The organism is Streptomyces sp. NBC_01241 (assembly GCF_041435435.1).
Classification (GTDB): Bacteria; Actinomycetota; Actinomycetes; order Streptomycetales; family Streptomycetaceae; genus Streptomyces.
Window position 1 is genome coordinate 5,532,201 of record NZ_CP108494.1, and the last position, 24,327, is coordinate 5,556,527.

Genomic DNA, 24,327 nt, shown 5'->3' on the forward strand with positions numbered 1-24,327 from the left:
TGGCCGGGCGACGCCTGAATGCGCCTCACGACGTTTCGGGTGTGATGAACTCCAGCGCGCCGCCCTGGAAGCGGCCCCCGCAGACCGGGCACTCGTTGCGGTACGAGTGGGCGCGTGAGCGCTCGAGACTGTCGGAGAACAAGGGAACAACAGTGGTCAGTTCGATCACCCGGAACTCTGCGCCGCAGGCTGGGTGCGAGGTGCGGTAAGGCTCTCCGACAACGGCCCCGGCGAAGTCCTCTTCGGTCGCTGTCCCGGCAGCGACCCGCCTGTCGAGGGACGCCAGGTCGGTTCCATCGCTCCAGTGCAGGTACCAGCAGTGCAGCGGCGAGACAGGACTTAGACGAAGCACGATACGGCGCATCCGAGGGTGGTCGGCGAGCAGGCGGTCCTCCAGCTCGTCGAAGCCGGCGATCGGCTCGTCAGCCCTGACCAGTTCTCCTGCCGGAAAGTACCGCGTGTCCCACTTGCGAAATCTCACTGTCAGCCTGCCCACGGTTCCACCTTGATCATGTGGGGGATCAGGACTTCACTCTCGCCTGCTCCGGGCAGGGTCTGCCAGAACCCTTCGCTCGGATTGATCATGGCACGGTAGACAGGCCCACCACGGGCGAAGACCTTCGCTACCTCCGGGTCCGTCGTGAACGACATCACCGACCGGTCGCCGAACGCCTTCTGCATATCCGTTCCGAACTCCGCGTGGGCATGGGCGAGTGCCTCTGGACTGCCCCATTCCCTAAGCGCCGCGGCATGTGCCTCCTGAGACGCGCGAAGTGCGTCTTCGACCGAACCGCCCTCGAGGTACGCGCGTCGGGCCGCCTCGCTCATGAGGCGGCCTGTCTCGTCCGCGACCATGTTCTCCGACATGAAGTCTGTCCCCCGGTAGACCGGAACCTTCTCATCCGAGTACGGGGACAGGCCGAGCGGATCCGTCCAGCGGTGGGGGTTGTCCACGTACGCGACGGGGTTGGGGGCCGGAGCGAGGCCGAGCGGGTCCGGGGTGGCGTAGCGGGCGGTTTCGGGGTCGTAGTGGCGGAAGAGGTTGTAGTGGAGGCCGGTTTCGGGGTCGTAGTACTGGCCGGGGAAGCGCAGGGGGGTGTACGTGCCGCTGTTCCGGGACCAGGCCGTGGTGCCCCAGAGCGTGGAGCGGGAGCGCCAGGCGATGTCTCCGGACTCGTCGATCAGTTCGGCGGGGGTGCCGATGAGGTCGGTGGCGATGGCGAAGAAGCGGCGGTCGATCTCTTCCTGGCGATCGTCGGCCGTGAGGATGCGCTCGGTCTGGGCCAGGGGCGTGTGACCGCGGTGGTCCCAGGTGAGGGCGACCGTGTTCGGGGTGTCCGGCTGGTGGCTGGTCTGTTCGCACAGGGTCAGGCCGTCCCAGGTGAACCGGACCTCCTCTGCCACGCTTCCGTCGGCAACTGACAGGCGCTGTTTCGCGGTGCGGCGGCCGAGCGGGTCGTAGCGGTACCTCCACCGTGTTCCGTCGGGGGTGGTGACGGAGGTGAGGCGGTTCTCCGTGTCCCATGTGTAGCGCCAGGTGTCGGGCTTGCGGGAGAGGCGGGTCTTCTGGCGCAGGGTGACCCGGCCGAGGGCGTCGTGCTCGAAGCGGACGTTCCCGGCGCGGGTGATGGTGGTGCCGGTGTAGGCGCGTGGTCCGGTGGCCTCGCTGCCTGGGTGGCCGGACGGCCAGGATGCCGAGGTCTGGTTGCCGGCGTCGTCGTAGGCGTAGCGCTCCGTCCAGCCCTGGGCGTGGACCGCGGTGACGCGGCCCGCCCGGTCGAGGTCGAAGGTGCGGGTGCCCGACTTCCGGTCGGCGACGGATATCAGGTGACCGTCGGCGCGGTAGGAGTAGGCGCGGCTGTTGACGGGGCGTGCTCCGGCGGTGATGTGCTGCGCGGAAAGCCGTCCGGCTTCGTCCCAGGCGGATGTCATGGTGAGCGCGTCGTCGAAGGCGCGGGTGAGTTCCCGGCCGACGGCGTCGTGCGTGAAGTCGATCCGGTGGCCGCCGGTGGTGAGGCGGTGGGCCTGCCCGTCGGTGCCGTAGGTGTAGGAGGTGACGTGGCCGGTGGGCGTGATGCGCCGGGTGCGGCGGCCCAGGGCGTCGTAGGAGTAGGAGACGGGCCGGCCGTCCACCAGCTCGGTCTTGACCTTTCCCCGGCGGTCGTACTGGTACCGGAGTTCGCTGTCCGGCCCGGCCGCCTCCTGCAGGCGTCCCGCTCTGTCGTAGAGGTAGGTCGTCACATGGCCGTCGACGTCCTTGCTGACCACCTGGCCGAGTTGGTCACGCTCGAACGAGATGGTCCCGCCGAGCGCGTCGGTGCGGGCGGCGAGCCGGCCCACGGCGTCCACCCGGTAGCTGAGGGTGCGGCCGTCGAAGTCGGTCTCGGAGACGATGTTGCCGGCCGCGTCGTACGCGTAGCTCCAGGCCAGACCCTGCGGGTTGGTGACGCGGGTGAGGCGCAGTTCGGCGTCGTGCTCGAACTCGTAGCGGGCGCCGTCGGGTCCGGTGCGGGCGAGGGGCAGGTCGAAGTGGGTGTACTCGGAGCGGGTGACGCCACCGGATGCGTCGGTGTGGGTCAGCCGGTTGCCCTCGCCGTCGTACGTCCATGACTCCGTGGCGCCGTCGGGTCCGGTGCGCCGGGCGAGCTGCCCGTCGGCGTGCCACTCCAGGCGGGTGACGCCGCCCACCGGATCGGTGACGCGGACGGGTCTGCCGAGGGCGTCCCGCTCCGTGCGGGTGACGGCGCCGGTCGGGCCGGTCACCTCCGCGGGCAGGCCCGCTGCGTCGCACACCACCCGTGTCGTGGCGCCGAGGGCGTCGGTGACCGAGGTGAGCCGGCCGGCCCGGTCGTAGGTGTAGCGGGTCGTGGAGCCGGCCGGGTCGGTGACCGCCGTGCGGTTGCCGCGTTCGTCGAACTCGTGGAGCACGCGGTTGCCGTCCGGGCCGACGACCTCCACCGGCAGACCGAACGGACCGCGCACGGTACGCAGTTCGCCCCCGTCGGGGCCGGTGGTGGAGATGAGCCGGCCGTCCTCGTCGTAGGAGAAGGCGGTGCGCAGGCCCAGCGGGTCGGTGCGGGACAGGAGGTTGCCGCGCGGGTCGTAGGTGAACCGGGTGGTGTGGCCGAGCGGGTGGGTGACGGCCAGCAGACGGCAGCCGGGGCCGAACAGGTGGCGGGTGGCGTGCCCGTCGGCGGTGGTGAGCGTGGTGGTGCGGTGGCCCGTCTCGGGGTCGGGTTCGGTGTAGGTCAGGGCAATCTGGACGTGGCCGGCCTCGCCGCCCTCCGTCACGACACGGTCCCGGTCGTCGTAGGCGTAGTCGTAGCGGCTGTTGTTCGAGTCGATCCAGGCGGTGACGCGGCGGCGGTCGTCGTAGACGAAGGTGGTCGTGGCGCCCGACGGCTTGCTGACGGTGGCGAGGTCGCCGTCCTGATAGCCGTAGCTCATCAGGGGCAGGTCCGCGCCGCCCTCGCCCGCACCGGCCAGGGACAGGGTGGTGACCCTGCCGTCCGCGGTGGACAGGTTCACCTGGTGGCCCGCGGAGTGGACCAGGGCCAGCGGCAGGCCGTCCTCGTCGCGGTCGACGCTGATCGTGTGGCCGTTGCGGTCGGTGATGTCCGACAGCCAGGCCTCGCCGTCGCCCCCGGGTTCGCTGCCGGACGGGGTGGTGAAGTCGAGGACCAGGCCGCTGTCGGGGTCGGTGACCGTGTAGTCGCCGTTGATGTCACGGGCCAGCAGGGTGCGACCCCTGCCCGTTTCGGGCGTGGTCGGCGCGCCCGGGGCCGGGTGCGGGTACCGGATCAGGAGCCCGTCGGCGGTGACGTGGACGACGCCGATGGCATCGATCTGCAGGCGTTCGTCGACGGTGGACGTCCAGGAGGGCCCCAGGAAGCGGCCGACCGTGCAACCGGACTCGGTGCGGCGGGTGAAGACCAGCGGCAGGATGCCGGGGAGTTCGATGTCGGTCTGGGGCAAGTACATCCGGCCGGTGGCGAGGTCCACCGGGTCGGTGCCGTCGGATATTCGCTCGCCGTCGGGCCGGCTGTGGGTGCCTTCCGGGGCGTCGTCGATGAGCCTGCGCAGCCGTGCGGCGTCGGCGGCCTCCTCGGCAACGCGCACGCCCTTCACCGCGGCGCCGCCCCCACCAGTGGCGACGGTCAGCGCGAGATCGGGCAACAGCCGGCCGAAACCCTCGGCCGGGTCCTTCATGAAGTCCTTGACCATCGTGGTGCCGGTGCCGACCGGGTCGTTGGCGGCAACCACCAGACCGGCGGCCAGGCTGTTGAGGGACGTGACGTACTCGGCCGGATGCGTGAGGTTGTACGGGTCCATCGGGTTGACGCTGCGGACGAAGTTGAGAATGCCCGCAGTGGCCTTGATGATGCCGCCGTCCACATGCATGCCCATGACCTGCAGTTCCTCGACCCCGTCGCGCAACTGCTCGGCGTACGACGGCTTCTGCGGCGCCATGTCGCGGGCGGCACACACCGCCGTGCGCGCGGTCTGCGCCGCCGAGTTCCGCTGCTTGCGCGCCTCGGCGAGGAGGTCCTGCGCATCCTGCATCAGCTTCTTGCCGGGGTCCTCGAACGTCGACGCGGGCCGGGGAGGCAGGGACGACGGGTCGCGCTTGTCGGAGGGCTGGGCGTTGTAGCGGTCGACCGCGCTGTTGAAGTCGTCGACCTTCTTACGGTGGGCGTCCGCCGCGTCCTCGGAGGCCTTGATGCCCTCCTTCCACTTGTCGATCGCCGTCTGCGCCTGCCCCTGCGCCCAGGTGACGGTGTCGGCGAACGCGTCGAGAGCTCCGATCGCCTTCGCACTGGCATCGGCGGCGGCATACCACTTGGGCGGCTGAGTGCTCACCGCAGTGCGCAACGCGTTAGCCGTCTCGCCCTTGAGCTGTCCGGAGTCCAGGCCCTTGAGACCGTCGCCGGTGCCATCAAAGGCCGACTGGAAGGCGCGGAGCTTGGTGACGGTTGAGTTGATCTTGCTTGGGCTGCCGTAGATCAGCTTGGTCTTGTCCTCGGTCTGCCCGAGGTCCATCTCGTCGACCTCCGCGCCCATCCGGTTGGCGACCGAACGGGACTGCTCGCGCACCCAGTCCGCACCGGACTCCCAGCCGACGTCGTCCAGCCGGTCGGCGGTCCAGTTCCCGACGTCCTCGACCCGGTCGCCGACCCACTCGACGCCGTCCTCGATCGCGTCCTCAATCGAGTCGGGCGTGATGTCACTGAGGAAGTCGCCTATACCCATGCTCAGTTCTCCCCCGACTCACCCTGCTGCTGCGCCTGCTGGGCGCGCTCTTCCGGAGACGGGCCGAGCGTGTCGTCCAGCGCCTGGTTGAACTGATCGTCGGAGAGGCCGAGCGCGTTGTTGAACATCTCGGACTGCCGACCGCCGTAGCCCTCGGTGAGGACGGAGCGGCCGGTGTCCTTCCAGGTCTGCCCCATGTCCTGGCCGGCCTTCTCGAACGATTCCTTGCTCCAGTCCGGGTTCAGATAGTCCGGCGTGAAGATGTCGCCCCAGTCCTGCCCCGCGATCTCCTCCTCGCTCGCGTGCGGGTTCCCGCCGAACAGGGAGTTGGCACCCACCTTGAGCGTGCCCGCGAGGTACTGGTCGTGCTCCCACTGGGTACCCGCCGCCAGGCCGAGCCGGTTCGCAAGCCCACTGGCGTCCCGCACCAGGGCACGCACACCCCACTCCCAGCGCTCACAGAAGTCCTCGAAGTCAACCGAGAGACCGTGGTGCCCGGCCTCCATCCCGGTCATCGCCAACTCCGAGAAGCCCTTGCCCATCACCGAACCCGTGGCACCACCGAGATCACCGAGCTCGTCGACGGTCGCGCCCACACCCTTGGTGAACTTGTCGACAGATGCCTTGTCGAGACGCAGATCAGCCCCGTCACCGCTCATGACCTCTCCCCCTGTGCCTCACCGGCGTCGACGGCGACCGACTCCGGAACGATGCCGACGACCGGCGGGAAGAACATCGACCCGTCCTCGGTAGCGATATCGACCGCGAGACCGGCAGGCTCACTCAGGGACGGCACGACCTCGTCCACGATGCGCGCGCCCAGCAGCGCCGCATAGTCCATGGCCTGATCACCCGATGCGTGAAGCAGAGCAAACCGAGCCAGAGCGGACTCGTCGGTGAACCCACAGATCCACCGCACCCCACCCAACCGCGCCGACCACAGGCGTTCACCCACTGTCGGCACCAAAAGGACCGAACGCCGCATCTCACCGACCAGCGGCCGAGGGTCACCGACTCCCCGTCTCTGTTGGGCGATTCGCTCAGCGAGCGCTGTCCTAGCCTGCTCCACGGCCCCTCCCCCTTGTAGGTGACTGACGGCACTGTAGATCAGGACGCGCGGCATGACAGGGCCGGTTCTCATGAAGGTGTTACTCGATGCCGATTCGCCTCAAAACAGTGGGGTGACCTGTCGCACGTGCTCTGATCAGGCAAAACGCCACTGAACAGCACGCCGAAGCACCACGCAACCTGATCGCTCACGGTCTCGTAATGCGTAGGTATCGCTACTGAGCCTGGATCCACCGGTTTGATTCCCGAGTGATTGTTTCGGTCCTTCGTGGTGTGATTCGGGCCGGTGGTGGGTTTCGGGGCGTGGCGTAGCTGCTGGTCTGCCCAGCTTTTCCACATGTCCACAGACATCCGAGCTTGGTAAGAAGTCAAGCTGCGAGCGTCACCGGCGCCGTGGACGCGGCGGGGAACGCCTTGCCGGGATCGAACTTCTGCCCGGTCTGCAGGCAGTGGTAGAGGCACCCCAGGAAGCGGTTGAAGACGTTGCGCATAGCGGCGGTGTGCCGGTCCCCAAGGTCCCGGCGTCGGTCGTATTCGGCCTTGACCTGTGGGGAGGGCAGTGCCCCGAAGATCCATACGTAGCCTGCGGCGGCCAGCCGCTGGTTCTTCACCCGCCGGTGGCGCACGAGGTGGCTCTTGCCGCTGGCGATGGTGACCGGCGCCGAGCCGGCATACGCCTTCAGGGCGCGGGCGTCGGCGAAGCGGGTGCGGTCGTCACCGATCTCGGCCAGAACGCGTGCGCCGGTGAGCGGCCCGATCCCGGGGAAGCTGCCCAGGATTTCGGCGTCCGGATGCGTGGCGAACGCCTCGGCCGCAGCCTCGGCGAGGTCGTCGGCCGCCCGGCAGGCGGCATCCAGCTGGGCCACCAGTGCGAGGGTTTGCCGCCCCATCGCCTGCTCGATGAGCGACGGCTGGTGCAGGTAGTCGCCGGTGAAAATGGTGCGCAGCCGTTCCGCCCAGACCTCGATGTTCCGTTGCCGTCCGGATCTGCGCAGGGCGGCCCGCAGTCGGGCACGGGTCAAGCGGGCGGCGGTGTGCGGGTCGGGTGCCACGGCGAGGACCGCGCGAGCCTCCCGGGAGTCCAGGCCCACGCCGCGGACGGCGAACGCAGCGAGGGCGGCCGGGTAGTACTGCTTGAGGTGCGAGCGCAGCTGGTTGTTGAGCTGGGCTCGGTTCCACACCGTGTCCTGCTGGGCGCGTGCGAGAACGGCGATCGCCCGTACCAGTTCGGAGTCGGCGGGCAGGGGCCGGTGCACGTCGGCGTCGGTCCGCAGGATGTTGGCCAGTGTCATCGCGTCGGCGTGGTCGGACTTCGCGCGGGCGCTGCGGTGCCGCTCGCGGTAGCGTGCCACGGCCATCGGGTTGATCGAGTACACCTTGCGGCCGGTGGTGCGCAGGCAGGCGAACAGCAGGCCGCGGGCGGTCTCCACCGCGACCGGTATCGGGGCTTGAGCGCAGTCACCGGCTTCAGCGAGCAGGGCAAGCAGCTGGTGGAAACCGCCCGCGTCGTCCTTGATGCGCTGCTTGGCGACCAGTTTTCCCGTCTCGTCGACCAGCGCCACGTCGTGGTGGGGTCGGCACGGAGCGCGGTTCCGGGATTACTCCCGGCCCGTTTCTCCATGCCGCCCTCCCGAACCGGACGTGCGAGTTGGCCCCGCATCCGGCTCTCCACAAGCCCCGTTGGGCAGTTGCTCTCCTCAGCTTGTACTGGGCCATGGCGATGGAATCGTCGTTCCACGGGGTCGGTAACGTGTGGTGACTACCGACCCGGGGTTGAACAGGACGACTTCTCCGTCGTGCGGCCACCATCCACCGTCGCAGTAGCGGCGGCGGAGTTCCTTCCACCCGACTCCGAGGTGTTTGCGCCGGAGCCATCCGAAGACCTGCCGCCAGACGATCATGCGGAGGTACTGGAAGGCCCGGGCAGATACCCCGGGGCGAAAGTAGGCGGTCCAGCCCCGCAGCACCTGGTTGAGCTTGTGCAGCAGAACTGCCAGCGGCAGGCTGACATTCATCCGGCAGATCGTCTTCGTCTTGGCCTTGATGGACCGAAGTGCCTTCTTGGCCGGGTAGTTGTAGACGTACTGCCGGTCCGTTCCCCGCTTCCGGTGACGCTGGATGCGCCAGCCGAGGAAGTCGAGGCCCTCGTCGATGTGCGTGATCAGCGTCTTCTCCTCCGACAGCCGAAGACCGACGGTGGAGAGGACGTCCGCCACTTCCGGAAGCAGCGCCTCGGTGTGCGCTCGGGTGCCCGACACCAGAACGACGAAGTCGTCCGCGTACCGGATCAGCCGGTAGTTGGGCAGCCCCTTCTGGCGCCGTGTCCACCGCTGCTTCGTCGTGGACTGCGGCCCGCCCGGAGCCTTGACGAAGTGCTCGTCTAGGACCGACAGAGCCACATTGCTCATCAGTGGCGAAAGAATCCCACCCTGTGGGGTGCCGGTGACGGTCTCCTTGGAGGTGCCCACCTCAGTGAGGATGCCCGCTTTCAAGAACGCCTTCACCAGCGCGAGCACACGCTTGTCCCCGATCCGAGCCCGCACTCGGTCCATCAGGACCGAGTGCGAGATCTCGTCGAAACAGGCCGTGATGTCGCCCTCCAGCACCCACTCATATGTCTTGGATGCCAGAAAGCGTGTCTCGGCCATCGCGTCGTGCGCACGCCGATTCGGGCGGAAGCCGTACGAGCACGGCACAAAGTCCGCCTCGAAGATCGGCTCCAGCACCAGCTTCAAAGACGCCTGGACCACCCGATCGGCCACGGACGGAATCCCAAGGCGCCGCCGCTTGCGCGACCCCGGCTTGGGGATCATCCGTTCCCTGACCGGGACCGGGCGGAAGCTGCGGGACTTCAACTGGTCCCGCAGCCCGGCGAGGAACCGCTCCTCACCGATCCGTTCCCGGACGAAGGCGACGGTCATCCCGTCGACTCCGGCCGAGCGTGCGCCCTTGTTCCCCGCGACCCGCTCCCAGGCCATCGCCAGGAAGCCGGGATCGCAGACGAGGTTGTAAAGATCGTCGAACCGACGATGAGGATCGTCGTTCGCCCAACGGTGCAGCTTGGTCTGGATCTCCAGTACCCGCCGCTCGGTCCGCAGAGAACCAAGCGGCAGTTCACTCGTGTTCACCAGTGTTCTCCCGGTCTTCCAGTACTTCCACTGCTGACTTGCTGGCTCCCTTGGCCACGCGGCCGGCTTTCCCGGCCTCGGACTACTACGGAGCCTCCGCCCCGCCCGACGCCAGCAGCAGACGACGCGCCTGTCCTTCCTCCGCGCTGGCTGCACGGGTTCAGGACGACACCGGACGGTTCCCACGTTCACTTGAGAGTCGATCGACGGGTGAGGTGCCCAGCTCTACCCCTGCGGCATCGCCACGGTTACGCCGCAGACATTCACCGTGGCCTCCTGGCCGTTGATCACATGGCGACCAAGGAGTTCCCCGCCGTCCGAAGACAGCAGGTGCGCACCGCGACCAGCCCATATCCGCCAGATTTGAGCTGGTGGGCCGTTAAGGGGCGTCAGACACTGGTTCCTCGCGTACACCTTCCCGTCTCGCTGACCGAACCCGCGCCATCTGGCAGTACTGGCACGTCCCGGCGTTGTCAGGGCTGCTCCCACCCTCCCCGGCGTCTCCCGGCTCAGGATGCCCTCAGCTTCACCCAGCCGCTGCGACGGCCAGGAGTCGAAGGTCTTTCACCCCCGCTCAACTTCAAGCGCCTCGTGGCGCACGTGGTCTTCCGCCCAGTCGATCCCGCAGGTGATTGTCAACTTCAAGCTCCCTACTCTTCGTGCTCGTCCTGGTGTGAGCCTGCGCAGGGCGCGCCGCGACCTAATAGGAGGGCTCGATGGCCCGACATCCGATGAGCAGTTCGCAGCCCCAGCTCCCCGCACGGTCCCCGGTCTCTGGAAGGAGCTCGGCGGCTCGCGTGGTGAGGGAGAGGTGGCCGTACGGACGGCTCAGGTCACGATCATGACGTCATCGTGGAGATGTTCGACGCGCTTCGGCAGGTGCACGGTGACGGGGCCCTCTGCCTGTGGAGAGGAGTCCGGCTCCAGGTCTTGAGTAGGGGTCACCCGTCACCGTGGACAGCTATTAGGTCTCGGGCCCTCGCGGGCGGGGCGGATGGGGAGTCAGGCACGTGGTGGTGCGTGCAGGACGGCGAACATCTGCTGCCAGGCCCTCTACCAGGGCCAGTTCCGGGGCCGATGGAGTGTCAGGCGACGGGCTCCGCGTGCGATCCGGGCCGGGACGTTGATGAGTTGGCCGCGCAGGGCCGTGGTGGTCGCTCTGGTGTGGAAGGTGGAGGCCAGGGCGCCCAGGGCGCGCATCAGGTTGTGAGTGATCGCTGCGATGGCGAGCCAGGCGGCGTTGGCCTGGAAGTCGCCGGAAGGCAGGCGGGCCAGCGGACCGCCCTTCACGTCCGCGATCAACTGCTCCACGATGGCGTGCCGGCGGTGGTCCTTCTCGGCGTCGACCAGCGTGAGCGGGGAGTCGGTGAACGCGCAGTGATAGCGGTAGGTGGTGAACAGGTCGCTCTGTTCATGGACTTGGGCATCGAGGTTGGGTCGCTTGACGCGGCGCACGAGCAGACGGGCGGTGACCTGCTTCTTCTTCGGCTTGGACGTGAACGCGGTGTGGTCGGGGACCTCGGAGATCTCCACGTCCGAGATCCAGCACTGGTCCTCGTCGTCCCATACCGCCTTCGGGTAGCGGATCGCGGGCCAGGCGTCCTCGTCGATGGTGGCGATCGCCCTCTTGACGGAGGCGTTCATCCGAGCGGTGACGGAGAAGCGGGCGCCCAGGGGTCAGCAGACGGCGATCATCTCGCTCGCGTAGAACGCGGAGTCCGCCCGCAGCACCAGCAGCCCGCCCGCGCCGCAGGCCCGTGCGGTGCGCAACGCCTCCGCGACGAAGGACGCGGCCCCGCGCACCGAGCTGGCGGCACGGCGGCACCTTACGTAGACGGGGCGCGGCGATCACCGGGGCCGCGAGCGGAGTGGAGAGCATGGCCAGCAGCGCGTCCAGGCCCTTGATCGTGGGTGAACGCTCGCAGGAACGGCCCGAGGGTGGAGGGTGCGTGCACGCCGGTGAACAGGCGGTCCATCGCGCCGTGCCGCAACCGGTCCATGTCATCGATGCCGACGGCCGTGGATCGACGTCAGCAGCGCCTTGATGTACGGCCCCGTCTGCACCGGCACGGGGATCAGCTCGGCTCCGCAGACCATGGCTGAAGAGTGAGCATCAGACGCGACGTAGATCGAGAGCGATCCCGAGTCACGGGAAAGGGCGGTTGCTCCACCAGGCGCCTGGTGGAGCAACCGCCCTTCGGCATCCAGGAGCAGTGCTTGTCGACACCATCCAGGGGTGCGCCTCTACCACAGTGCCCCGGTCTGGTGAAATCCTCGGGTCTTCGGATCCTGGCCAGGCCGTCGCCAGTTCCGCGACGCGGTTCACGTCCTGCCGCCGGGAGTTCCTGCATGCCGCCGATTCCGAAACTTCGTACCGCCACCGCCACCGTCACCGCCACCGACGACCCGTGGAGCCGGTCCACGATGCGGTTCATCGGCTCTCCGGCCGACAAGCGCTCGAACATTTCCCGTACGTAGGCGGCTTCCGACTCCTCGACGTGGAGAGCTCCCACGCGGCATTTCTCGCAACGGGAGTCAGGATCCCCTTCCAGCGGGCTTCGGCACTTTCCGTAACCGAATCGGAGCCGGCCGTCGTGAGTGACGCCGCGGTTGCGTCGGTGGTCGTGGGTCTCCATCCAGGATTCACGACTGCGGTCAACCTCGTACCCGGCGACGATCAAGTGCGTGTTCCGGCCGAGCCGACCGCCGCCGCTGGAGGTGTCGATATCCTCCTTCGCCGCCCGGATCACTCCGCCGGCCTGCTCCAGGCGCTTGGTGTTGTACGAACTCAAGGTCGCGCCGCGCCCGAAACGTGACCAACGTCACACCAGGATGACGTCCGCTTCGCCCCGTTTGATCCGTTGGGTGATCTGCTCTACCTGGCGTTTCGCGAAGTACTTGCCACTCAGGTTGAGGTCCTGCAGGACGTCGATGACGACCATGCCCTCGCGCTCCGCCAGCGTGTTGCACGCATCGATCTGGAGTTCGGGGGAGATCTTCTCGTCCTTGTCCCTGTACCGTGATACGCGCACGTAGATGATGGCGCGCTTGGGCTGCTGTGGAAACGAGGAGCCGGTGAGCGTGTCTGGAGTCACGGCCGACCCCACCCTTCTTGATCTTGAGCGGACGTTTGTGTCATGAGTACTAGCATCGGAATCGTTGGCCTGCCGAATGTCGGCAAGTCGACCCTGTTCAACGCCCTGACCAAGAACGACGTGCTGGCGGCCAACTACCCGTTCGCCACGATCGAGCCGAACGTGGGCGTCGTCGGCGTCCCGGACGCCCGCCTGAACAAGCTGGCGGAGATCTTCGGCTCGCAGCGCCTGCTCCCCGCGACGGTCGACTTCGTCGACATCGCCGGCATCGTGCGAGGCGCTTCGGAGGGTGAGGGCCTGGGTAACAAGTTCCTCGCGAACATCCGCGAGTCCGACGCGATCTGCCAGGTCATCCGCGCCTTCAAGGACGAGAACGTCGTCCACGTCGACGGCAAGGTCTCGCCCAAGGACGACATCGAGACGATCAACACTGAGCTGATCCTCGCCGACCTCCAGTCCGTCGAGAAGGCCGTCCCGCGCCTCACGAAGGAGTCCCGCCTCCAGAAGGAGAAGATCGCGGTCCTCGCCGCGGTCGAGGAGGCCCAGAAGATCCTCGAATCCGGCCAGACCCTCTTCTCCGCAGGGATCACCGCGGGCACGGAGAAGGGCAAGCTCCTCCACGAGCTGCACCTCCTCACCACCAAGCCCTTCCTCTACGTCTTCAACGTCGACGAGGACGAGCTGGTCGACGAGGACTTCAAGAACGAGCAGCGTTCCCTGGTCGCCCCCGCCGAGGCGATCTTCCTCAACGCCAAGATCGAGTCCGAGCTGATCGAGCTCGACGACGACGAGGCCCTCGAACTCCTCCAGTCCATGGGCCAGGAAGAGCCCGGCCTCGCCACCCTCGGCCGCGTCGGCTTCGACACCCTGGGCCTGCAGACCTACCTCACCGCAGGTCCGAAGGAAGCCCGAGCCTGGACGATCAAGAAGGGCGCCACGGCCCCCGAGGCGGCCGGTGTCATCCACACCGACTTCCAGAAGGGCTTCATCAAGGCGGAGATCGTCTCCTTCGAGGACCTGGTCGAAACAGGCTCGGTCGCCGAGGCCCGCGCCAAGGGCAAGGCCCGCATGGAGGGCAAGGACTACGTGATGCAGGACGGCGACGTGGTGGAGTTCCGCTTCAACGTCTGACGTTCCATCAAGGGCGGCGCCCGGCCCGCTTGTTGGCGGGTCGGGCGCAGGTGCCTGTCCGCGGGGAGTCCTCGTCCGTGAAGGGCTGTGGCTGACGGCCGACCTGGTTGGCGTGGCTGTGGTCGGCGCTTCAGACCTTGACGACCTCTACGGAAGGGCCGGACAGGAGTGTCAGGTCCTCGGGGTCGGAAGTGAGGACGGTGACCGGCTGGGGCGCGTTCCGGGCGATGACGGCGAAGGCGGCGTCGATGGCGTACTTGTGGCCGTGGAGATGATGGGCGCGAAGGAGGGCGGCGGCTTCGTCGGTGACCTCTCTGGTGACGTCGTGAACGTCGACGCGGGAGAGGACCCACTTGATGCGGGCCGGGTGGATCCGCTCGTAATCGGCCTCAAGAGTGGTCATGGCGCTGGTGGCCACGCGGATGCCTTCCTCTGATGCCGCCTGGACCAGCGCTACGACGGTGCGGTCCTTGCGGTAGAGCTTGGAGAGTCCTTCGCTGTCGAGCAGCAGGGTGCCGGGCATCAGGCGGCGGCACCGCCGACCTGTCGGTGGTCGTGGCGCAGCAGCGCGCGGGCGGCCTCGACCTCCTCGCGGGTGAGCTCGTCATTGTCGGTCTCGAAGTCGGCGACGATCTCCCGAAGCTTGTCCATGGCGACCCGCTGTTCCAGGGCTTCGGCGACGTAGGCGGAGAAGCCACCGGGCCCGACATGGGCGCGTACGGCCTCGGCAAGGTCCTCGGGCAGGCTGATGGAGTACTTTCTGCTACTGCTCATGGTGCTGATCCTATCGACGGTCGTAACTCTGTGGGTGCGCATAGTCATGGCAGCGCAGGGGAGGCGGCGCTCCACCCTCCGCCTTGCGGGAGGCTGCCCGGTCCGCAGACAGTCCGCAGGACGGTCGTAAACGCTCGTCGGGGGCCAACGCACCCAAACGGTGAAATCCCAGGTCCACGGCCTGGGCGGGGCTTCGCCGCAGGTCAGGATCGGGGCTCAAGCATTCCGCTTCAACGTCTGAGCGGATGAGACACCGCCCCTTCCGACCTGACATTCAGATCAGAAGGGGCGGTGTCAAAAGCCAGTCCCTTCGTCGGTGCCGTGACAGATCCGGGGCCGGGATGTTCGGACCTGGCTCAGGGGGTGAACAACAGTTCCCATTTCTTTCAGGGCGCCGTCGCAAGCTGCACCGGCTGCTCGCCGACCCGGGTGTGGGGGCGATCGTGGTCGAGCACCGTGACCGCCTCGCCCGGTTCGGCGTCGAGCACCTGGAGGCCGCCCTCTCGGCCTCGGGGCGGTGCCTGCTCGTCGTTGACCCGGCGGAGACGGCCGACGATCTCGTACGGGATATCACCGAGACGTTTCGCCGACTGGTGGGAGGAGAACTCCAAAGAGGCGTACAACACCGGCCTGGCAGGCGCGTCGGCGGCGTTCGACAACTACGCGAAGTCGAAGAGCGGTAGGCGCAAGGGCCCGAGGATGGGCATCCCCCGCTTCAAGTCGAAGCGGAATGCTTCCCTGACCTGCCGGTTCACCACCGGAACGATCCATATCGAACCTGACGGCAGGAACATCACCCTGCCCAGGATCGGCACCATCCGCCTCCACGAACACCGGGCCGACCTGCGCGCCCTTGCCGACGCGGGAAACATGCGGATCCTGTCCGCGACGGTGCGTCTGGACCAGGGCCGCTGGTTCGTGTCGTTACAGGTCGAGGAGAAGCGTCAGCCGGCGAAGGTCGCCCGTCCGGATGCGTCGGTCGGTGTCGACCTTGGCATCAAGACCCTCGCCGTTCTCGCGGACAGCGACGGTGTCCTGGCTACGGAACCCAACCCACGCCACCTCGACCGCGCGCAGAAGCAGCTGCGCCGCGCCAGTCGTGTCGTCTCGCGCCGTCAGGGCCCCGACCGGCGCACCGGTCGGCAGGCATCGAAGCGTTGGGAGAAGGCGAACCGGGCGCGGAACAAGGTGCACCACCGGGTTGCGAACCTCCGCGAGGACACCCTCCACCGACACCCCACTGCATCAACACCCGCACCTCAAGGGCCATCGGTACCGGCACGCGCCCTCCGTGCGTCCTGCGCCCCCGTGTCGGGTTGTTCTCGGGTGGTGCGGTCGGCGGCTCAGGTGTGGTCGAGGGGGTGTGCGCATCGTGCGGCGGGTCAGGAAGGTGCGCCGGCCAGGACTTCCACCTTGCCGGTGTCGAGGTAGTAGTAGGCGCCGACCACGGCAAGGGCGCCCTTTCCTACGAGTGGGGCCAGGTCCTGGTTGGAGCGCAGGGCGGCTGCGGTCAGCTCGACCTGGGCGCGGGCCATGGTCTCGACCGGGTCGGCACCGCCTTCGCGGACGGCCTGCTCGTACGCCGGCCGCAGGGCCTTGGTGATCGCCTCCAGGTTGCCGGGCAGCGGCTTGCCGTCACGGATGGACTTGTACGCTGCCTCGACGGCGCCGCAGCGTTGATGCCCGAGGACCACGACGAGCGGAGTGCCGCTCGTCATGGGCCCGTACTCCACGGACCCGGTGACCACCGGACCGACCGCCTCCCCGCCCGTGCGCATCACGTAGAGGTCACCCAGTCCGGTGTCGAAGAGGAGCTCCGGGGGGACCCGGGAGTCGATGCACGAGAGGACCGCTCCGAAAGGTTCCTGTTTCTGGGCTACGAACTCGCGCCGGTTCGGATCCCGGTCGGGATGTCGAAGGTCTCCGCTCACCCAGCGCTTGTTGCCGTCCATCAGCCTCGCGAGCGCCTCGGCGGGCGTGGCCGGCCGTGCTTCCGGCGAAGTGCTGGTCGCCATCGGGGTGGCGCTCGTCGATGAGCACCCCGCCAGTACGGCCGAGGCGACCACGAGTCCGCCGGCGAGCAGAGTTCTGCGATCCGGACGTCCCGCTCTGTCCATTTCGGTGGTTCCCCTCAGTCCGCTGAGATGTGTCCGTACGTCTTGGCCAAGGCGATTGTTCAGCGCGGTGCGGGAGCCCGGTCACAGGCGCAAGCGAGGGCGGGCCGCTTTGCCACCGACGGCCCACAGAGCCGGCTCGGGAGGCGGCTCGAGCGGCAGCGCAGCACTGACCGGGCGATCACGCGGGTCTCCGGGGGCGTCTCTGTCAGGAGAGGCCCCCTCCCTGCTTCCGCACCGGGTCTGCCGGCGCCGCGCCGGGTGTGATCGTTGCGGGAAACCGGTCAAGTGCGGGCTGGTTCTTGAGGGGCGCGTGGTGGGAGGGGCGGCGGATTCGGGTTCCCCCGGCGTGCTGGTCGATCCGCCCTCGTGCGCTCCGCCTTTCAGGTGGCCGGCAGTCAGGATGCTTGTGTCATATTCGATTTGTATGGGTCACTTGAGTAACCGAACCGGTGGGCCGCCCATCCCTCTCCGGGGGAGCGCGGAACCGTTCTGTTCGCCGACCGTCCACGCATGACGGACCTCGGCATCGTTTGCTCCGGACGGCCGCCGCGATGGGCGCCCCTGTAGAGGACTTGGATCCGACCAGTCACCCCTGCCGAACAGCGGCAGGGGCTGGTGAGGCAGCCCCCGGCCTCTGCAAGTGAGCGGTGCGCGAGCCGTCCGCGCACACCGAGTACCTCGCCATCGAGGCCATGAGCGCGGTCGTCGGCCCGCGACATGGCTCACCACGGCCCCATGCATCCTGTGCGGCGACGGCCGCTGGAGGTTGTCCCAGCAGGCACCTTTCGGGCGATTCCCCGGGTTCGCCCAGCGGCGTACCCCCGGGACCGGTCGAGCAGGAGATGAGCGAGGTCGGCCGGGGCCGGACAGCGGCCCAGTGGTCCACGTCATGGCCATGGGTCCTGATCCGGAACCGGCTCGAAGTCAACTCCCTTATGTGGGAGTCCCGTTCAAGCACACGGAGGACGATCATGCCAATCAGTCCAAGCCAGGGCTCCACCGGTGGCGGTACCGCCGTCACCATCACGGGCACCAACCTCACGGGCACCAGTGCGGTGCTCTTCGGCACCAAGCCGGCCACCGGCGTCACCAACGTCTCGCCCACCCAGGTCACCGCTGTCTCGCCGTCCGGCTCCGGCGAGGTCGGCGTGACGGTGACCACCTCGGGCGGAACCAGCAATCCGATCCCGTTCTTCTACGTCGGCGCCCCGTTCAAGTCCGGTCTGAGCGTGAGCTCGGGCCCCACCGCGGGTGGCAACACCATCACCATCAGCGGCACTGGCCTGTCCACCGCCACGGCGGTGTCCTTCGGCGCCAATTCCGCGACGCCGACAGTGCTGTCGGACAGTCAGATCAGCGTTGTCGTGCCCGCGGGTGCGGCAGCCGGGGCGGTCGGGGTCAGCGTGACGACCGCCGGAGGCACCAACAACGGTCTGTCGTACACGTACATCGACATCCCGACCATCGCCACCGTCACTCCGGCCTCCGGACCGACGTCCGGCGGCACGGCGGTGACCATCACGGGCACCAACCTGACCTCGACGAGCCAGGTCACGTTCGACTCGGTGCCGGCACCGTTCTCGGTCATCAACGCCACGACGGTGTCCGCCGTCACGCCGCCCGGCGCCGTCGGTGCGGTCGACGTCGGTCTCTCCAACCCTGCGGGCACAGCCACGGACGTCGGCGCCTTCACGTACGTGACAGGCCCCGGCATCTGATCCGCCACGGCTGCGGCACCGACAGCCGACGCGGAACAGCGCCCGGCGCCGATACCGCCTCCGGTACATGACGTCCGCCCCGGTCCGGGACATTCCGCGCCCGGCCGGGCGGGCAATCCACTCGGCATCACTCGCTCACCGCCGCCCGGCCAGGAGGTCCGGGCGGCGCCCCGATCACCACATTCCGATCTTCGCACCCCGTGCACAACGCCCCGATCACACCCCGCAGATCACATCACCCGACAGGAGAACGGCTGTGGAGAGCTCCGACAGCTCAATGCCCCGCGAATCGACGGCCGCGGCGGCCCCCGTAATCACCGTGAGCAGCCCTTTCTCGGGAGCCGCCGGAACGGTCGTCACACTGACCGGAACCGGCTTCACCGGGGCGACCGCGGTCACCTTCGGCGGTACTCCCTCCGCTTCGTTCACCGTGGTGTCCGCGACCGGGATCACCGCGGTCGCCCCGGCCGGTGCGGGCACCGTCCAGATCATGGTGACCACGCCCGATGGAACCAGCAACGGCATTGGCTTCACCTACACGATCGCGACGCCCGCGATCAGTTCCGTCGCCCCCAACCAGGGGTCGGTCGAGGGCGGGAACACGGTCACATTGACCGGAACCGGCTTCACCGGCGCCACCTCGGTTCGTTTCGGTACCGTGGCCGCCGCGTTCATTGCCGTCTCCGCGACGCAGGCCACCGCGGTCGCCCCCGCCGCGCCCACCGGCACCGTCAACGTCACGATCACCACTCCGGGCGGCACCAGTGCCGGGATCCCCTATACGTATGTCGCCGCTCCGGTTCTGGGCAGTGTGACTCCGGCCCAGGGGCCGCTCGCGGGTGGGAACACCATCACCTTGTCCGGGACCGGCTTCACCGGAACGACGTCCGTCCGCTTCGGTGTGAACGTGGCGACCTCGTTCACCTTCGTCTCGGCGACTCAGCTGAGTGCGGTTGTTCCCACCGGCGGCGCGGGCCCGGTTGCCGTCACGGTCACCACGCCGGGGGGCACCAGCAGTCAAGCCGTCGCCTACTACTACCTCGGCGCACCGGTTCTCACCAGTGTCGTCGCCGGGTCCGGTCAGGTGGGCGGTGGCAACGCCGTGACGCTGACCGGGGCCAATCTCCTCCAGGCCACGGCGGTTCTCTTCGGCTCGACGGCGGCCACCACCTTCACCATTCTCTCGGTCACGGAGATCCGGGCGACGGTGCCGCCCGGTGTCAGCGGCACCGTCCCGGTCACCGTCACCACGCCCGGTGGCACGAGCAACAGCGTGGCCTACCTGTATCTGAGTGCCCCGGTAGTCAGCGGTCTGGTACCCAACCAGGGGGCGTCGGCAGGCGGGAACACGGTGACTGTCACCGGCTCCGGACTGACGTATACGACCGGTGTGCTGTTCGGGAGCGTGCCCGCCGGCTTCACCGTGGTCTCCGACACCCAGTTGACGACCACGGCGCCGCCCGGCGGGGTGGGCGCGGTCACCGTCAGGGTCGTCACCCCTGGTGGCACCAGTCTCGGTGTTTCTTACACCCGAGTTGGCTCACCCGGTATCTGAGTGGTCCGGTCGGCCCGGCGAACCGGTTCGGCGGGTACCCGGAGAGCGCCCGGCCCATGGACAATCGCGGCCATGGGCGAAGACTCGATACGGAACTACCTGGCCTCCGTCGAGAGCCGACTGGCGGCCGACGGCTGTGTCCCGCGCTGGGAGGACTGGGCCGGAGTCCCTGTGCTCGTCGGGCGGCGGGCCGACTTCCGGATGCGGTGGGCGGCCACCAACCTGCATCTGTTCACCGTGGCCGCCGCCGTACCCGAGGTCACCGTGCCGGTCATCGGCACGTTCACCACGCAGGTGCTCGCGTACGCCAAGAAGAACAAGGGCGGTCTGCCCGTCGGGATGCAGACCGGTGTCGCTTCCTTCCCCGTTCTGGTCAGCGACCGGATCGATCCGGCCGCGATGGCGTGGGCGGAGGAGAAACAGCACAATCAGTTCGCCTGCTTCGCGCGGCCGGTCGTCGTCGACAGCGCGCAGGGCTACGTGGGCATGTACCGGGGGAAGCCGGCCCTGGGGCGGGTCTACGCCTCGCACCTGATCGAAAAGGGTGCCCGCTACTTCCAGCCGTAGGCGGGGCACGGACACGTGCGACGCCTGCCGTGACACGGCGTCCGGGAGGCGCGCACGCGCCGGCTACGGCTGCCCGACCCTCAACTCCCGTACGCCCACCGGCTTCTCCGGATCTCCCGAATCGACCGTCAGGCGTACCCGGCGGGCCGCCGAACCCGGCCTGTACGGCTGCCAGTCCTTGCCGTTCACCGATGTCTCCACGCGGTACGAGACGACGCGTGCGTCCGTCCATTCCGGTGCGATCGAGGTCACCGGGGCCGTGCGGCCCAGGTCCACGGTCAGGCTGCCCGTCGCGCCGTCCGGGGACCAGGCCGTGGCCGGGCTGCCGTCCACCGCGGCGGCGGCGTACAGGCCGGGGGTCTCGGAGCTCGCCGTCGCCGGGCGGCAGCGGGCCGCGTTCGTCGTCCGGGCGAGGTCGGGGCGGCGGGTGGCGAGGGCGAGTGTGCTGGTGAGGAGGCGGGGGCCGGTGGGGGTGTGGACGGTGAAGGGGGCGCCGGAGGTCAACCGGACCGTCGTCGTCAGGGGGCCGATCGCGATGTCGTACGTACGACCCCGGTAGCGCAGCCCCGTCAGCGTGACGCCCCTGCCCAGCTGCGGCGGCAGCAGCGGATCGAGGCGCACCCCGTCCTCCCGCAGCCGAAGGCCCGTCAGCCCGTGCGTGAAGACCTGGAGGAATCCGCCCTTCCCGGTGAGGAAGTCCTCCGCGGGACTCCCCGACAACGGGTCCTGTGCGCCCGACTTTGCGCCCCGGGCCTCGCTGAAGAGGGCGTACGGGCCGCGCATGAACGGGCGTACGGCGCGCTGGAGATAGGTGTACGTCGCGCAGCCGGCCTCGCCGATCGCGGCCGCGGCGATCGCGTGGACCGAGTCCGTCATCGCCGGGCCGTCCGGATCGGTGCGTTCGGCGTAGTAGTCGAGCGTGGCCGCCCGGGCGCCCGGCTCCATCGGCCATTCGAGCGGGTAGATCAGCAGCACCGTGTCGGCCTGCTTGATGGTCGAGCCGTTGTAGCCCGCGTACTGGAGGAACAGTTTCCGCTTCGGGTCGTACGGGATGCGCAGACCGTCCGCGACCCGCGTCCACTCGGCCGGCGCGGTATGCCCGAGCAATCGCGCCGCGCGGGTGGCGTTGCGCAGCGCGGTGGCCGCCACCGCGTTGGTGAAGACCCCGTCGGTGACGCCGTTGCTGTATTCGTCGGGGCCCGCGACGTCCTTCACCGAGTAGCTGCCGTCCGCGTCGGCGGTCGCCCGCGAGACCCAGAAGTCGGCGATCCCCCGGAGCAGCGGCCACCCGTGCCCGGCCAGCCAGCCGCGGTCCCCGGTCGCCAGGTAGTACTGCCAGACGGCGAGCGAGACATCGCCCTGGAGGTGGACCTGGGTGAGGCAGTGCGGGGGATCCCAGCTCTGGCACTCGGACCACAGATCGCCCTTGCTCGCGCTCGTCCACGGGTAGAACAAGCCCTTGAACCCCAGTTTCCGGGCGTTGGCGCGGGCGGCTCCGCGCGTGCGGTAGCGGTACTCGACGACCGAACGGGCCAGCTCGGGGCGGGTGGCGAGCAGCCCCGGGTACATCCAGATCTCGGCGTCCCAGAAAACCAAGCCCGCGTAATTGTCGCTGGTCAGACCGGTCGGAGCGATGCTGTCGCGGGAACCGGTACGGGTGGACGCCAGCAGGCCGTACTGCGCCGACCTCAGCCACTTCTGCAGGTCGGGACTGTCCGGGACGGAGATGTCGGCCGCCCAGACCCGCCGCCAGGCGGCGGCGTTCGCGGCGAGGACGGCCGACCAGCCGCGGCCGGCCGCGCGCCGCGACGCCTCGCGGGCGGTGGTGCGCGGGGCGTACGAGGTGAGCGCGGTGTCCACGCCCACGTACTTCTCGAAGGTGTACGTGCGCCCGGCGCGCACCTGGGGCGTGCTGCGGATCTGGTTCGCGCCGGGTACCTGCGGCTCCGATCCGCCGGTGCGCAGCGTCTGGACGATCGCGCCCGCCGTCCCGGTGCCCTGCGTGCGGAACGTTCCGTCGGCGTTCAGCGTGATCCGGCGTGCGCCCCGCGGGTCGAGGCGTCCGGTGACGGTCGCGGTGCCGCTCCAGTGCGGTGTCATACGCAGCCGTACGGCGCCGGTGTGCGCGTCGGACCGGTCCGCGAGCACCTCGTACGTCAGGTCGGTCGCTCGTCCGTCGGCCGTGGTCCAGCGCAGCGACGTACGCACCAGACCGCAGCGCAGGAACACGGTTCGGCGGTAGTGCGAGATCCGGCCCGGGGGAGTGCCGGAGCCGTAGGTCTCGTTGCCGACGCGTACGTCGAGGGTCGTCCAGCTCGGCAGCGCGGCGATCACCTCGCGCCCTTCGGCGAGGTTCTTGTCGCGCCCGAACAGGCCGGAGACGAAGGCGCCGTCGTAGCGCGGGGTGAACAGCGGCCAGCCCGTCTTCCTGTCCGACGCGGCGTATCCGGCGCCTGTGGCGGGCACTCGGTGGGCCAGATAGCCGTTGCCGGCATAGGGGTCGTAACCGTCGGCCTCGTCGAACCGGGTGGAGGCCGGCGCCCAGGCGGGGTCGGTGTCCCGCCCACAGGTCGTGGAGGCGGGCGGGCGGGGAGCGGCCGCGTAGGAGAGGGGCGGCAGCGGCGCGATCAGGGCGCCCGCGACCAGGGACGTCAGGGACGCGAGGGACGTGAGGAGACAGACGCGCGAGGGGCTCACCGTACGAAGGTATGGACGCGCGCGCCGAGCGGTGGCGCACGGCGCGCGGCGGGCGGGTGAACGGTGGGCGGGGGGGTGGTGATGCCCTCGGCGAGGGCGACGGTGGGGGCGGGCGCGCCGCCCGGGGCGGCCGGCAGATCGTTCGCGTCCGCGCGGAAGGCCGCGGCGAGCGGGGACACGGCCTCGGCCTGTACGGCGATCAGCGCCGGGCGTCGGTCGATCAGCCCCTGGGCGTGGAGTGCGGCGGTGGCCGGTGCCGAGCCGAGCCGAGCCGAGCAGGAGCGTGCCGGTTCTGGTCGCGGTTCCGAGGACGGCTCGGCGGCCCGGTTCTCTCCGGGGCCCGGCGGCGGGTCATGCATGAGGCCGTGATGAATCATCACTTCGGGTGAAACTCTGGCCCGTGCTTGCGGTGCGCAACCGACGGTCGTCAGGCTGTTGCAGACTGTCAACCTGTTGGGAGTGGCCTGTGACTTTCGGTGAGCAGCCCGCCTATCTGCGTGTTGCAAGCGATCTGAGAGAGAAGATCGCCAACGGTTCGCTGCCGCCGCATACGCGCCTGCCCTCGCAGGCGCGTATCCGCGAGGAATACGGAGTCTCGGACACCGTCGCGCTGGAGGCACGCAAGGTGCTGATGGCCGAGGGGCTGGTCGAGGGGCGCTCCGGATCCGGTACGTATGTGCGCGAGCGCCCCGTCCCGCGCCGGATCGCCCGCTCCGGCTATCGGTCCGGAGCCGGGGCCAGTCCGTTTCGTCAGGAGCAGACGGCGGAGGGGGTGTGCGGAACGTGGGAGTCCCGCAGCGAGCAGGAGGGTGCGAGCGGCGAGATCGCCGAGCGCCTCGGCATCGAACCGGGCGACCGGGTGATGCGTACGCGATACACCTTCCGGGAGGCCGGTGAGCCGATGATGCTCTCCACCTCCTGGGAGCCGCTTGCCGTGACGGGGCGCACGCCGGTGATGCTGCCGGAGGAGGGCCCGTTGGGCGGCTGCGGGGTGGTCGAGCGGATGGCCGCGATCGATGTCGTCGTGGACAACGTGGCCGAGCAGGTCGGCGCGCGGCCGGGGCTGGCGGAGGAGCTCCTGGCGCTCGGCGGTGTTCCGGGCCATGTGGTGATGGTGATCGAGAGGACGTATTACGCGTCGGGCCGCGCGGTCGAGACGGCGGACGTGGTGGTGCCCGCCGATCGCTTCCGGATCGCCTATCACCTTCCGGTCCGGTGAGCGACAGG

21 protein-coding genes and 1 pseudogene are annotated in these 24,327 nt (G+C 68.9%); 8 read left to right on the plus strand and 14 right to left on the minus strand.

The window, feature by feature from the left end:
• Positions 1-25: 25 nt before the first annotated feature.
• From OG306_RS24940 to OG306_RS24975, 8 genes are all read right to left on the minus strand, one after another.
• A complete protein-coding gene (locus tag OG306_RS24940) occupies positions 26-496 on the minus strand; it encodes a hypothetical protein (protein ID WP_266748298.1) in 471 nt (156 codons plus the stop codon).
• The gene (locus OG306_RS24945; protein ID WP_371665625.1) at positions 484-5,250 is read right to left on the minus strand and encodes a putative T7SS-secreted protein; all 4,767 of its coding nucleotides are present in this window, start codon (positions 5,248-5,250) and stop codon (positions 484-486) included. Before OG306_RS24945 ends, OG306_RS24940 begins: the two co-directional genes overlap by 13 nt.
• Before the next feature lie 2 nt (positions 5,251-5,252).
• On the minus strand, positions 5,253-5,909 hold the full coding sequence (locus OG306_RS24950; protein ID WP_327258818.1) for a hypothetical protein: 657 nt from the start codon (positions 5,907-5,909) through the stop codon (positions 5,253-5,255).
• Positions 5,906-6,319, minus strand: a complete 414-nt coding sequence (locus OG306_RS24955) for an SseB family protein (RefSeq protein WP_371666269.1) — start codon at positions 6,317-6,319, stop codon at positions 5,906-5,908. Before OG306_RS24955 ends, OG306_RS24950 begins: the two co-directional genes overlap by 4 nt.
• A gap of 367 nt (positions 6,320-6,686) precedes the next feature.
• Positions 6,687-7,880 (minus strand): IS110 family transposase, encoded by a 1,194-nt coding sequence (locus OG306_RS24960; RefSeq protein WP_266905544.1) that lies wholly within the window; start codon positions 7,878-7,880, stop codon positions 6,687-6,689.
• Between the two features lie 135 nt (positions 7,881-8,015).
• The gene (ltrA, locus tag OG306_RS24965; RefSeq protein ID WP_266905542.1) at positions 8,016-9,446 is read right to left on the minus strand and encodes a group II intron reverse transcriptase/maturase; all 1,431 of its coding nucleotides are present in this window, start codon (positions 9,444-9,446) and stop codon (positions 8,016-8,018) included.
• Positions 9,447-10,499: 1,053 nt separating this feature from the next.
• Positions 10,500-11,090 (minus strand): transposase, encoded by a 591-nt coding sequence (locus OG306_RS24970; RefSeq protein WP_323183928.1) that lies wholly within the window; start codon positions 11,088-11,090, stop codon positions 10,500-10,502.
• A gap of 33 nt (positions 11,091-11,123) precedes the next feature.
• Complete coding sequence (locus OG306_RS24975; RefSeq protein ID WP_266748302.1) at positions 11,124-11,249, minus strand: hypothetical protein; 126 nt, start codon at positions 11,247-11,249, stop codon at positions 11,124-11,126.
• Between the two features lie 546 nt (positions 11,250-11,795).
• On the opposite strand from OG306_RS24975, the gene OG306_RS24980 reads away from it, so the two are divergent.
• Positions 11,796-11,924: a hypothetical protein gene (locus OG306_RS24980; RefSeq protein WP_266748303.1), complete on the plus strand. Its 129-nt coding sequence runs from the start codon at positions 11,796-11,798 to the stop codon at positions 11,922-11,924.
• A gap of 344 nt (positions 11,925-12,268) precedes the next feature.
• Here the strand turns inward: OG306_RS24980 and OG306_RS24985 are convergent, their stop codons facing one another.
• The gene (locus tag OG306_RS24985; RefSeq protein ID WP_327349391.1) at positions 12,269-12,541 is read right to left on the minus strand and encodes a recombinase family protein; all 273 of its coding nucleotides are present in this window, start codon (positions 12,539-12,541) and stop codon (positions 12,269-12,271) included.
• Positions 12,542-12,583: 42 nt separating this feature from the next.
• Between OG306_RS24985 and ychF the strand changes: the two genes are divergently transcribed.
• Entirely contained in the window at positions 12,584-13,672 is a 1,089-nt protein-coding gene (ychF, locus tag OG306_RS24990) for a redox-regulated ATPase YchF (protein ID WP_266748305.1), read from the plus strand.
• A 130-nt stretch (positions 13,673-13,802) separates the two neighbouring features.
• Here the strand turns inward: ychF and OG306_RS24995 are convergent, their stop codons facing one another.
• Both OG306_RS24995 and OG306_RS25000 read right to left on the minus strand, forming a co-directional pair.
• Positions 13,803-14,195, minus strand: a complete 393-nt coding sequence (locus OG306_RS24995) for a DNA-binding protein (RefSeq protein ID WP_266748306.1) — start codon at positions 14,193-14,195, stop codon at positions 13,803-13,805.
• Positions 14,195-14,446, minus strand: a complete 252-nt coding sequence (locus tag OG306_RS25000; protein ID WP_073946283.1) for a hypothetical protein — start codon at positions 14,444-14,446, stop codon at positions 14,195-14,197. Before OG306_RS25000 ends, OG306_RS24995 begins: the two co-directional genes overlap by 1 nt.
• A gap of 383 nt (positions 14,447-14,829) precedes the next feature.
• Between OG306_RS25000 and OG306_RS25005 the strand changes: the two are divergent.
• Positions 14,830-15,129, plus strand: a pseudogene (locus OG306_RS25005) (IS607 family transposase); the annotation flags it as partial.
• Positions 15,077-15,877: an RNA-guided endonuclease TnpB family protein gene (locus tag OG306_RS25010; protein WP_371666270.1), complete on the plus strand. Its 801-nt coding sequence runs from the start codon at positions 15,077-15,079 to the stop codon at positions 15,875-15,877. The pseudogene OG306_RS25005 and the gene OG306_RS25010, both read left to right, overlap by 53 nt.
• On the opposite strand, the gene OG306_RS25015 is transcribed toward OG306_RS25010, so the two are convergent.
• Positions 15,829-16,563, minus strand: coding sequence for a carbonic anhydrase (locus OG306_RS25015; protein ID WP_371665626.1), 735 nt, complete (start codon positions 16,561-16,563; stop codon positions 15,829-15,831). The two genes, OG306_RS25010 and OG306_RS25015, sit on opposite strands and share 49 nt — an antisense overlap.
• A 971-nt stretch (positions 16,564-17,534) precedes the next feature.
• Here OG306_RS25015 and OG306_RS25020 point away from each other — a divergent pair.
• The 3 genes from OG306_RS25020 (at position 17,535) to OG306_RS25030 (ending at position 20,403) form a co-directional block, all read left to right on the plus strand.
• Positions 17,535-18,281: an IPT/TIG domain-containing protein gene (locus OG306_RS25020; RefSeq protein WP_266748309.1), complete on the plus strand. Its 747-nt coding sequence runs from the start codon at positions 17,535-17,537 to the stop codon at positions 18,279-18,281.
• A gap of 319 nt (positions 18,282-18,600) precedes the next feature.
• Entirely contained in the window at positions 18,601-19,836 is a 1,236-nt protein-coding gene (locus tag OG306_RS25025; RefSeq protein WP_266748310.1) for an IPT/TIG domain-containing protein, read from the plus strand.
• 72 nt (positions 19,837-19,908) lie between these two features.
• The gene (locus tag OG306_RS25030) at positions 19,909-20,403 is read left to right on the plus strand and encodes a levansucrase (RefSeq protein ID WP_266748311.1); all 495 of its coding nucleotides are present in this window, start codon (positions 19,909-19,911) and stop codon (positions 20,401-20,403) included.
• A gap of 63 nt (positions 20,404-20,466) precedes the next feature.
• Here the strand turns inward: OG306_RS25030 and OG306_RS25035 are convergent, their stop codons facing one another.
• On the minus strand, positions 20,467-23,100 hold the full coding sequence (locus tag OG306_RS25035; protein ID WP_266748312.1) for a discoidin domain-containing protein: 2,634 nt from the start codon (positions 23,098-23,100) through the stop codon (positions 20,467-20,469).
• Positions 23,097-23,459 carry a hypothetical protein gene (locus tag OG306_RS25040; protein WP_323183929.1) on the minus strand — a complete coding sequence of 121 codons (363 nt, stop codon included), beginning with the start codon at positions 23,457-23,459 and terminating at the stop codon, positions 23,097-23,099. Before OG306_RS25040 ends, OG306_RS25035 begins: the two co-directional genes overlap by 4 nt.
• A 107-nt stretch (positions 23,460-23,566) precedes the next feature.
• On the opposite strand from OG306_RS25040, the gene OG306_RS25045 reads away from it, so the two are divergent.
• A complete protein-coding gene (locus OG306_RS25045) occupies positions 23,567-24,319 on the plus strand; it encodes a GntR family transcriptional regulator (RefSeq protein ID WP_266748313.1) in 753 nt (250 codons plus the stop codon).
• The last annotated feature ends 8 nt before the right edge of the window (positions 24,320-24,327 follow it).

Coding starts and splice junctions, on each gene's coding strand:
- ychF (WP_266748305.1), top strand. CDS start 12,584: ATGAGTACTAGCATCGGAATCGTTGGCCTGCCGAATGTCGGCAAGTCG.
- OG306_RS24980 (WP_266748303.1), top strand. CDS start 11,796: ATGCCGCCGATTCCGAAACTTCGTACCGCCACCGCCACCGTCACCGCC.
- OG306_RS25020 (WP_266748309.1), top strand. CDS start 17,535: ATGCCAATCAGTCCAAGCCAGGGCTCCACCGGTGGCGGTACCGCCGTC.
- OG306_RS25015 (WP_371665626.1), bottom strand. CDS start 16,563: ATGGACAGAGCGGGACGTCCGGATCGCAGAACTCTGCTCGCCGGCGGA.
- OG306_RS24995 (WP_266748306.1), bottom strand. CDS start 14,195: ATGCCCGGCACCCTGCTGCTCGACAGCGAAGGACTCTCCAAGCTCTAC.
- OG306_RS25030 (WP_266748311.1), top strand. CDS start 19,909: ATGGGCGAAGACTCGATACGGAACTACCTGGCCTCCGTCGAGAGCCGA.
- OG306_RS25000 (WP_073946283.1), bottom strand. CDS start 14,446: ATGAGCAGTAGCAGAAAGTACTCCATCAGCCTGCCCGAGGACCTTGCC.
- OG306_RS24970 (WP_323183928.1), bottom strand. CDS start 11,090: ATGAACGCCTCCGTCAAGAGGGCGATCGCCACCATCGACGAGGACGCC.
- OG306_RS25040 (WP_323183929.1), bottom strand. CDS start 23,459: ATGCATGACCCGCCGCCGGGCCCCGGAGAGAACCGGGCCGCCGAGCCG.
- OG306_RS24950 (WP_327258818.1), bottom strand. CDS start 5,909: ATGAGCGGTGACGGGGCTGATCTGCGTCTCGACAAGGCATCTGTCGAC.
- OG306_RS24945 (WP_371665625.1), bottom strand. CDS start 5,250: ATGGGTATAGGCGACTTCCTCAGTGACATCACGCCCGACTCGATTGAG.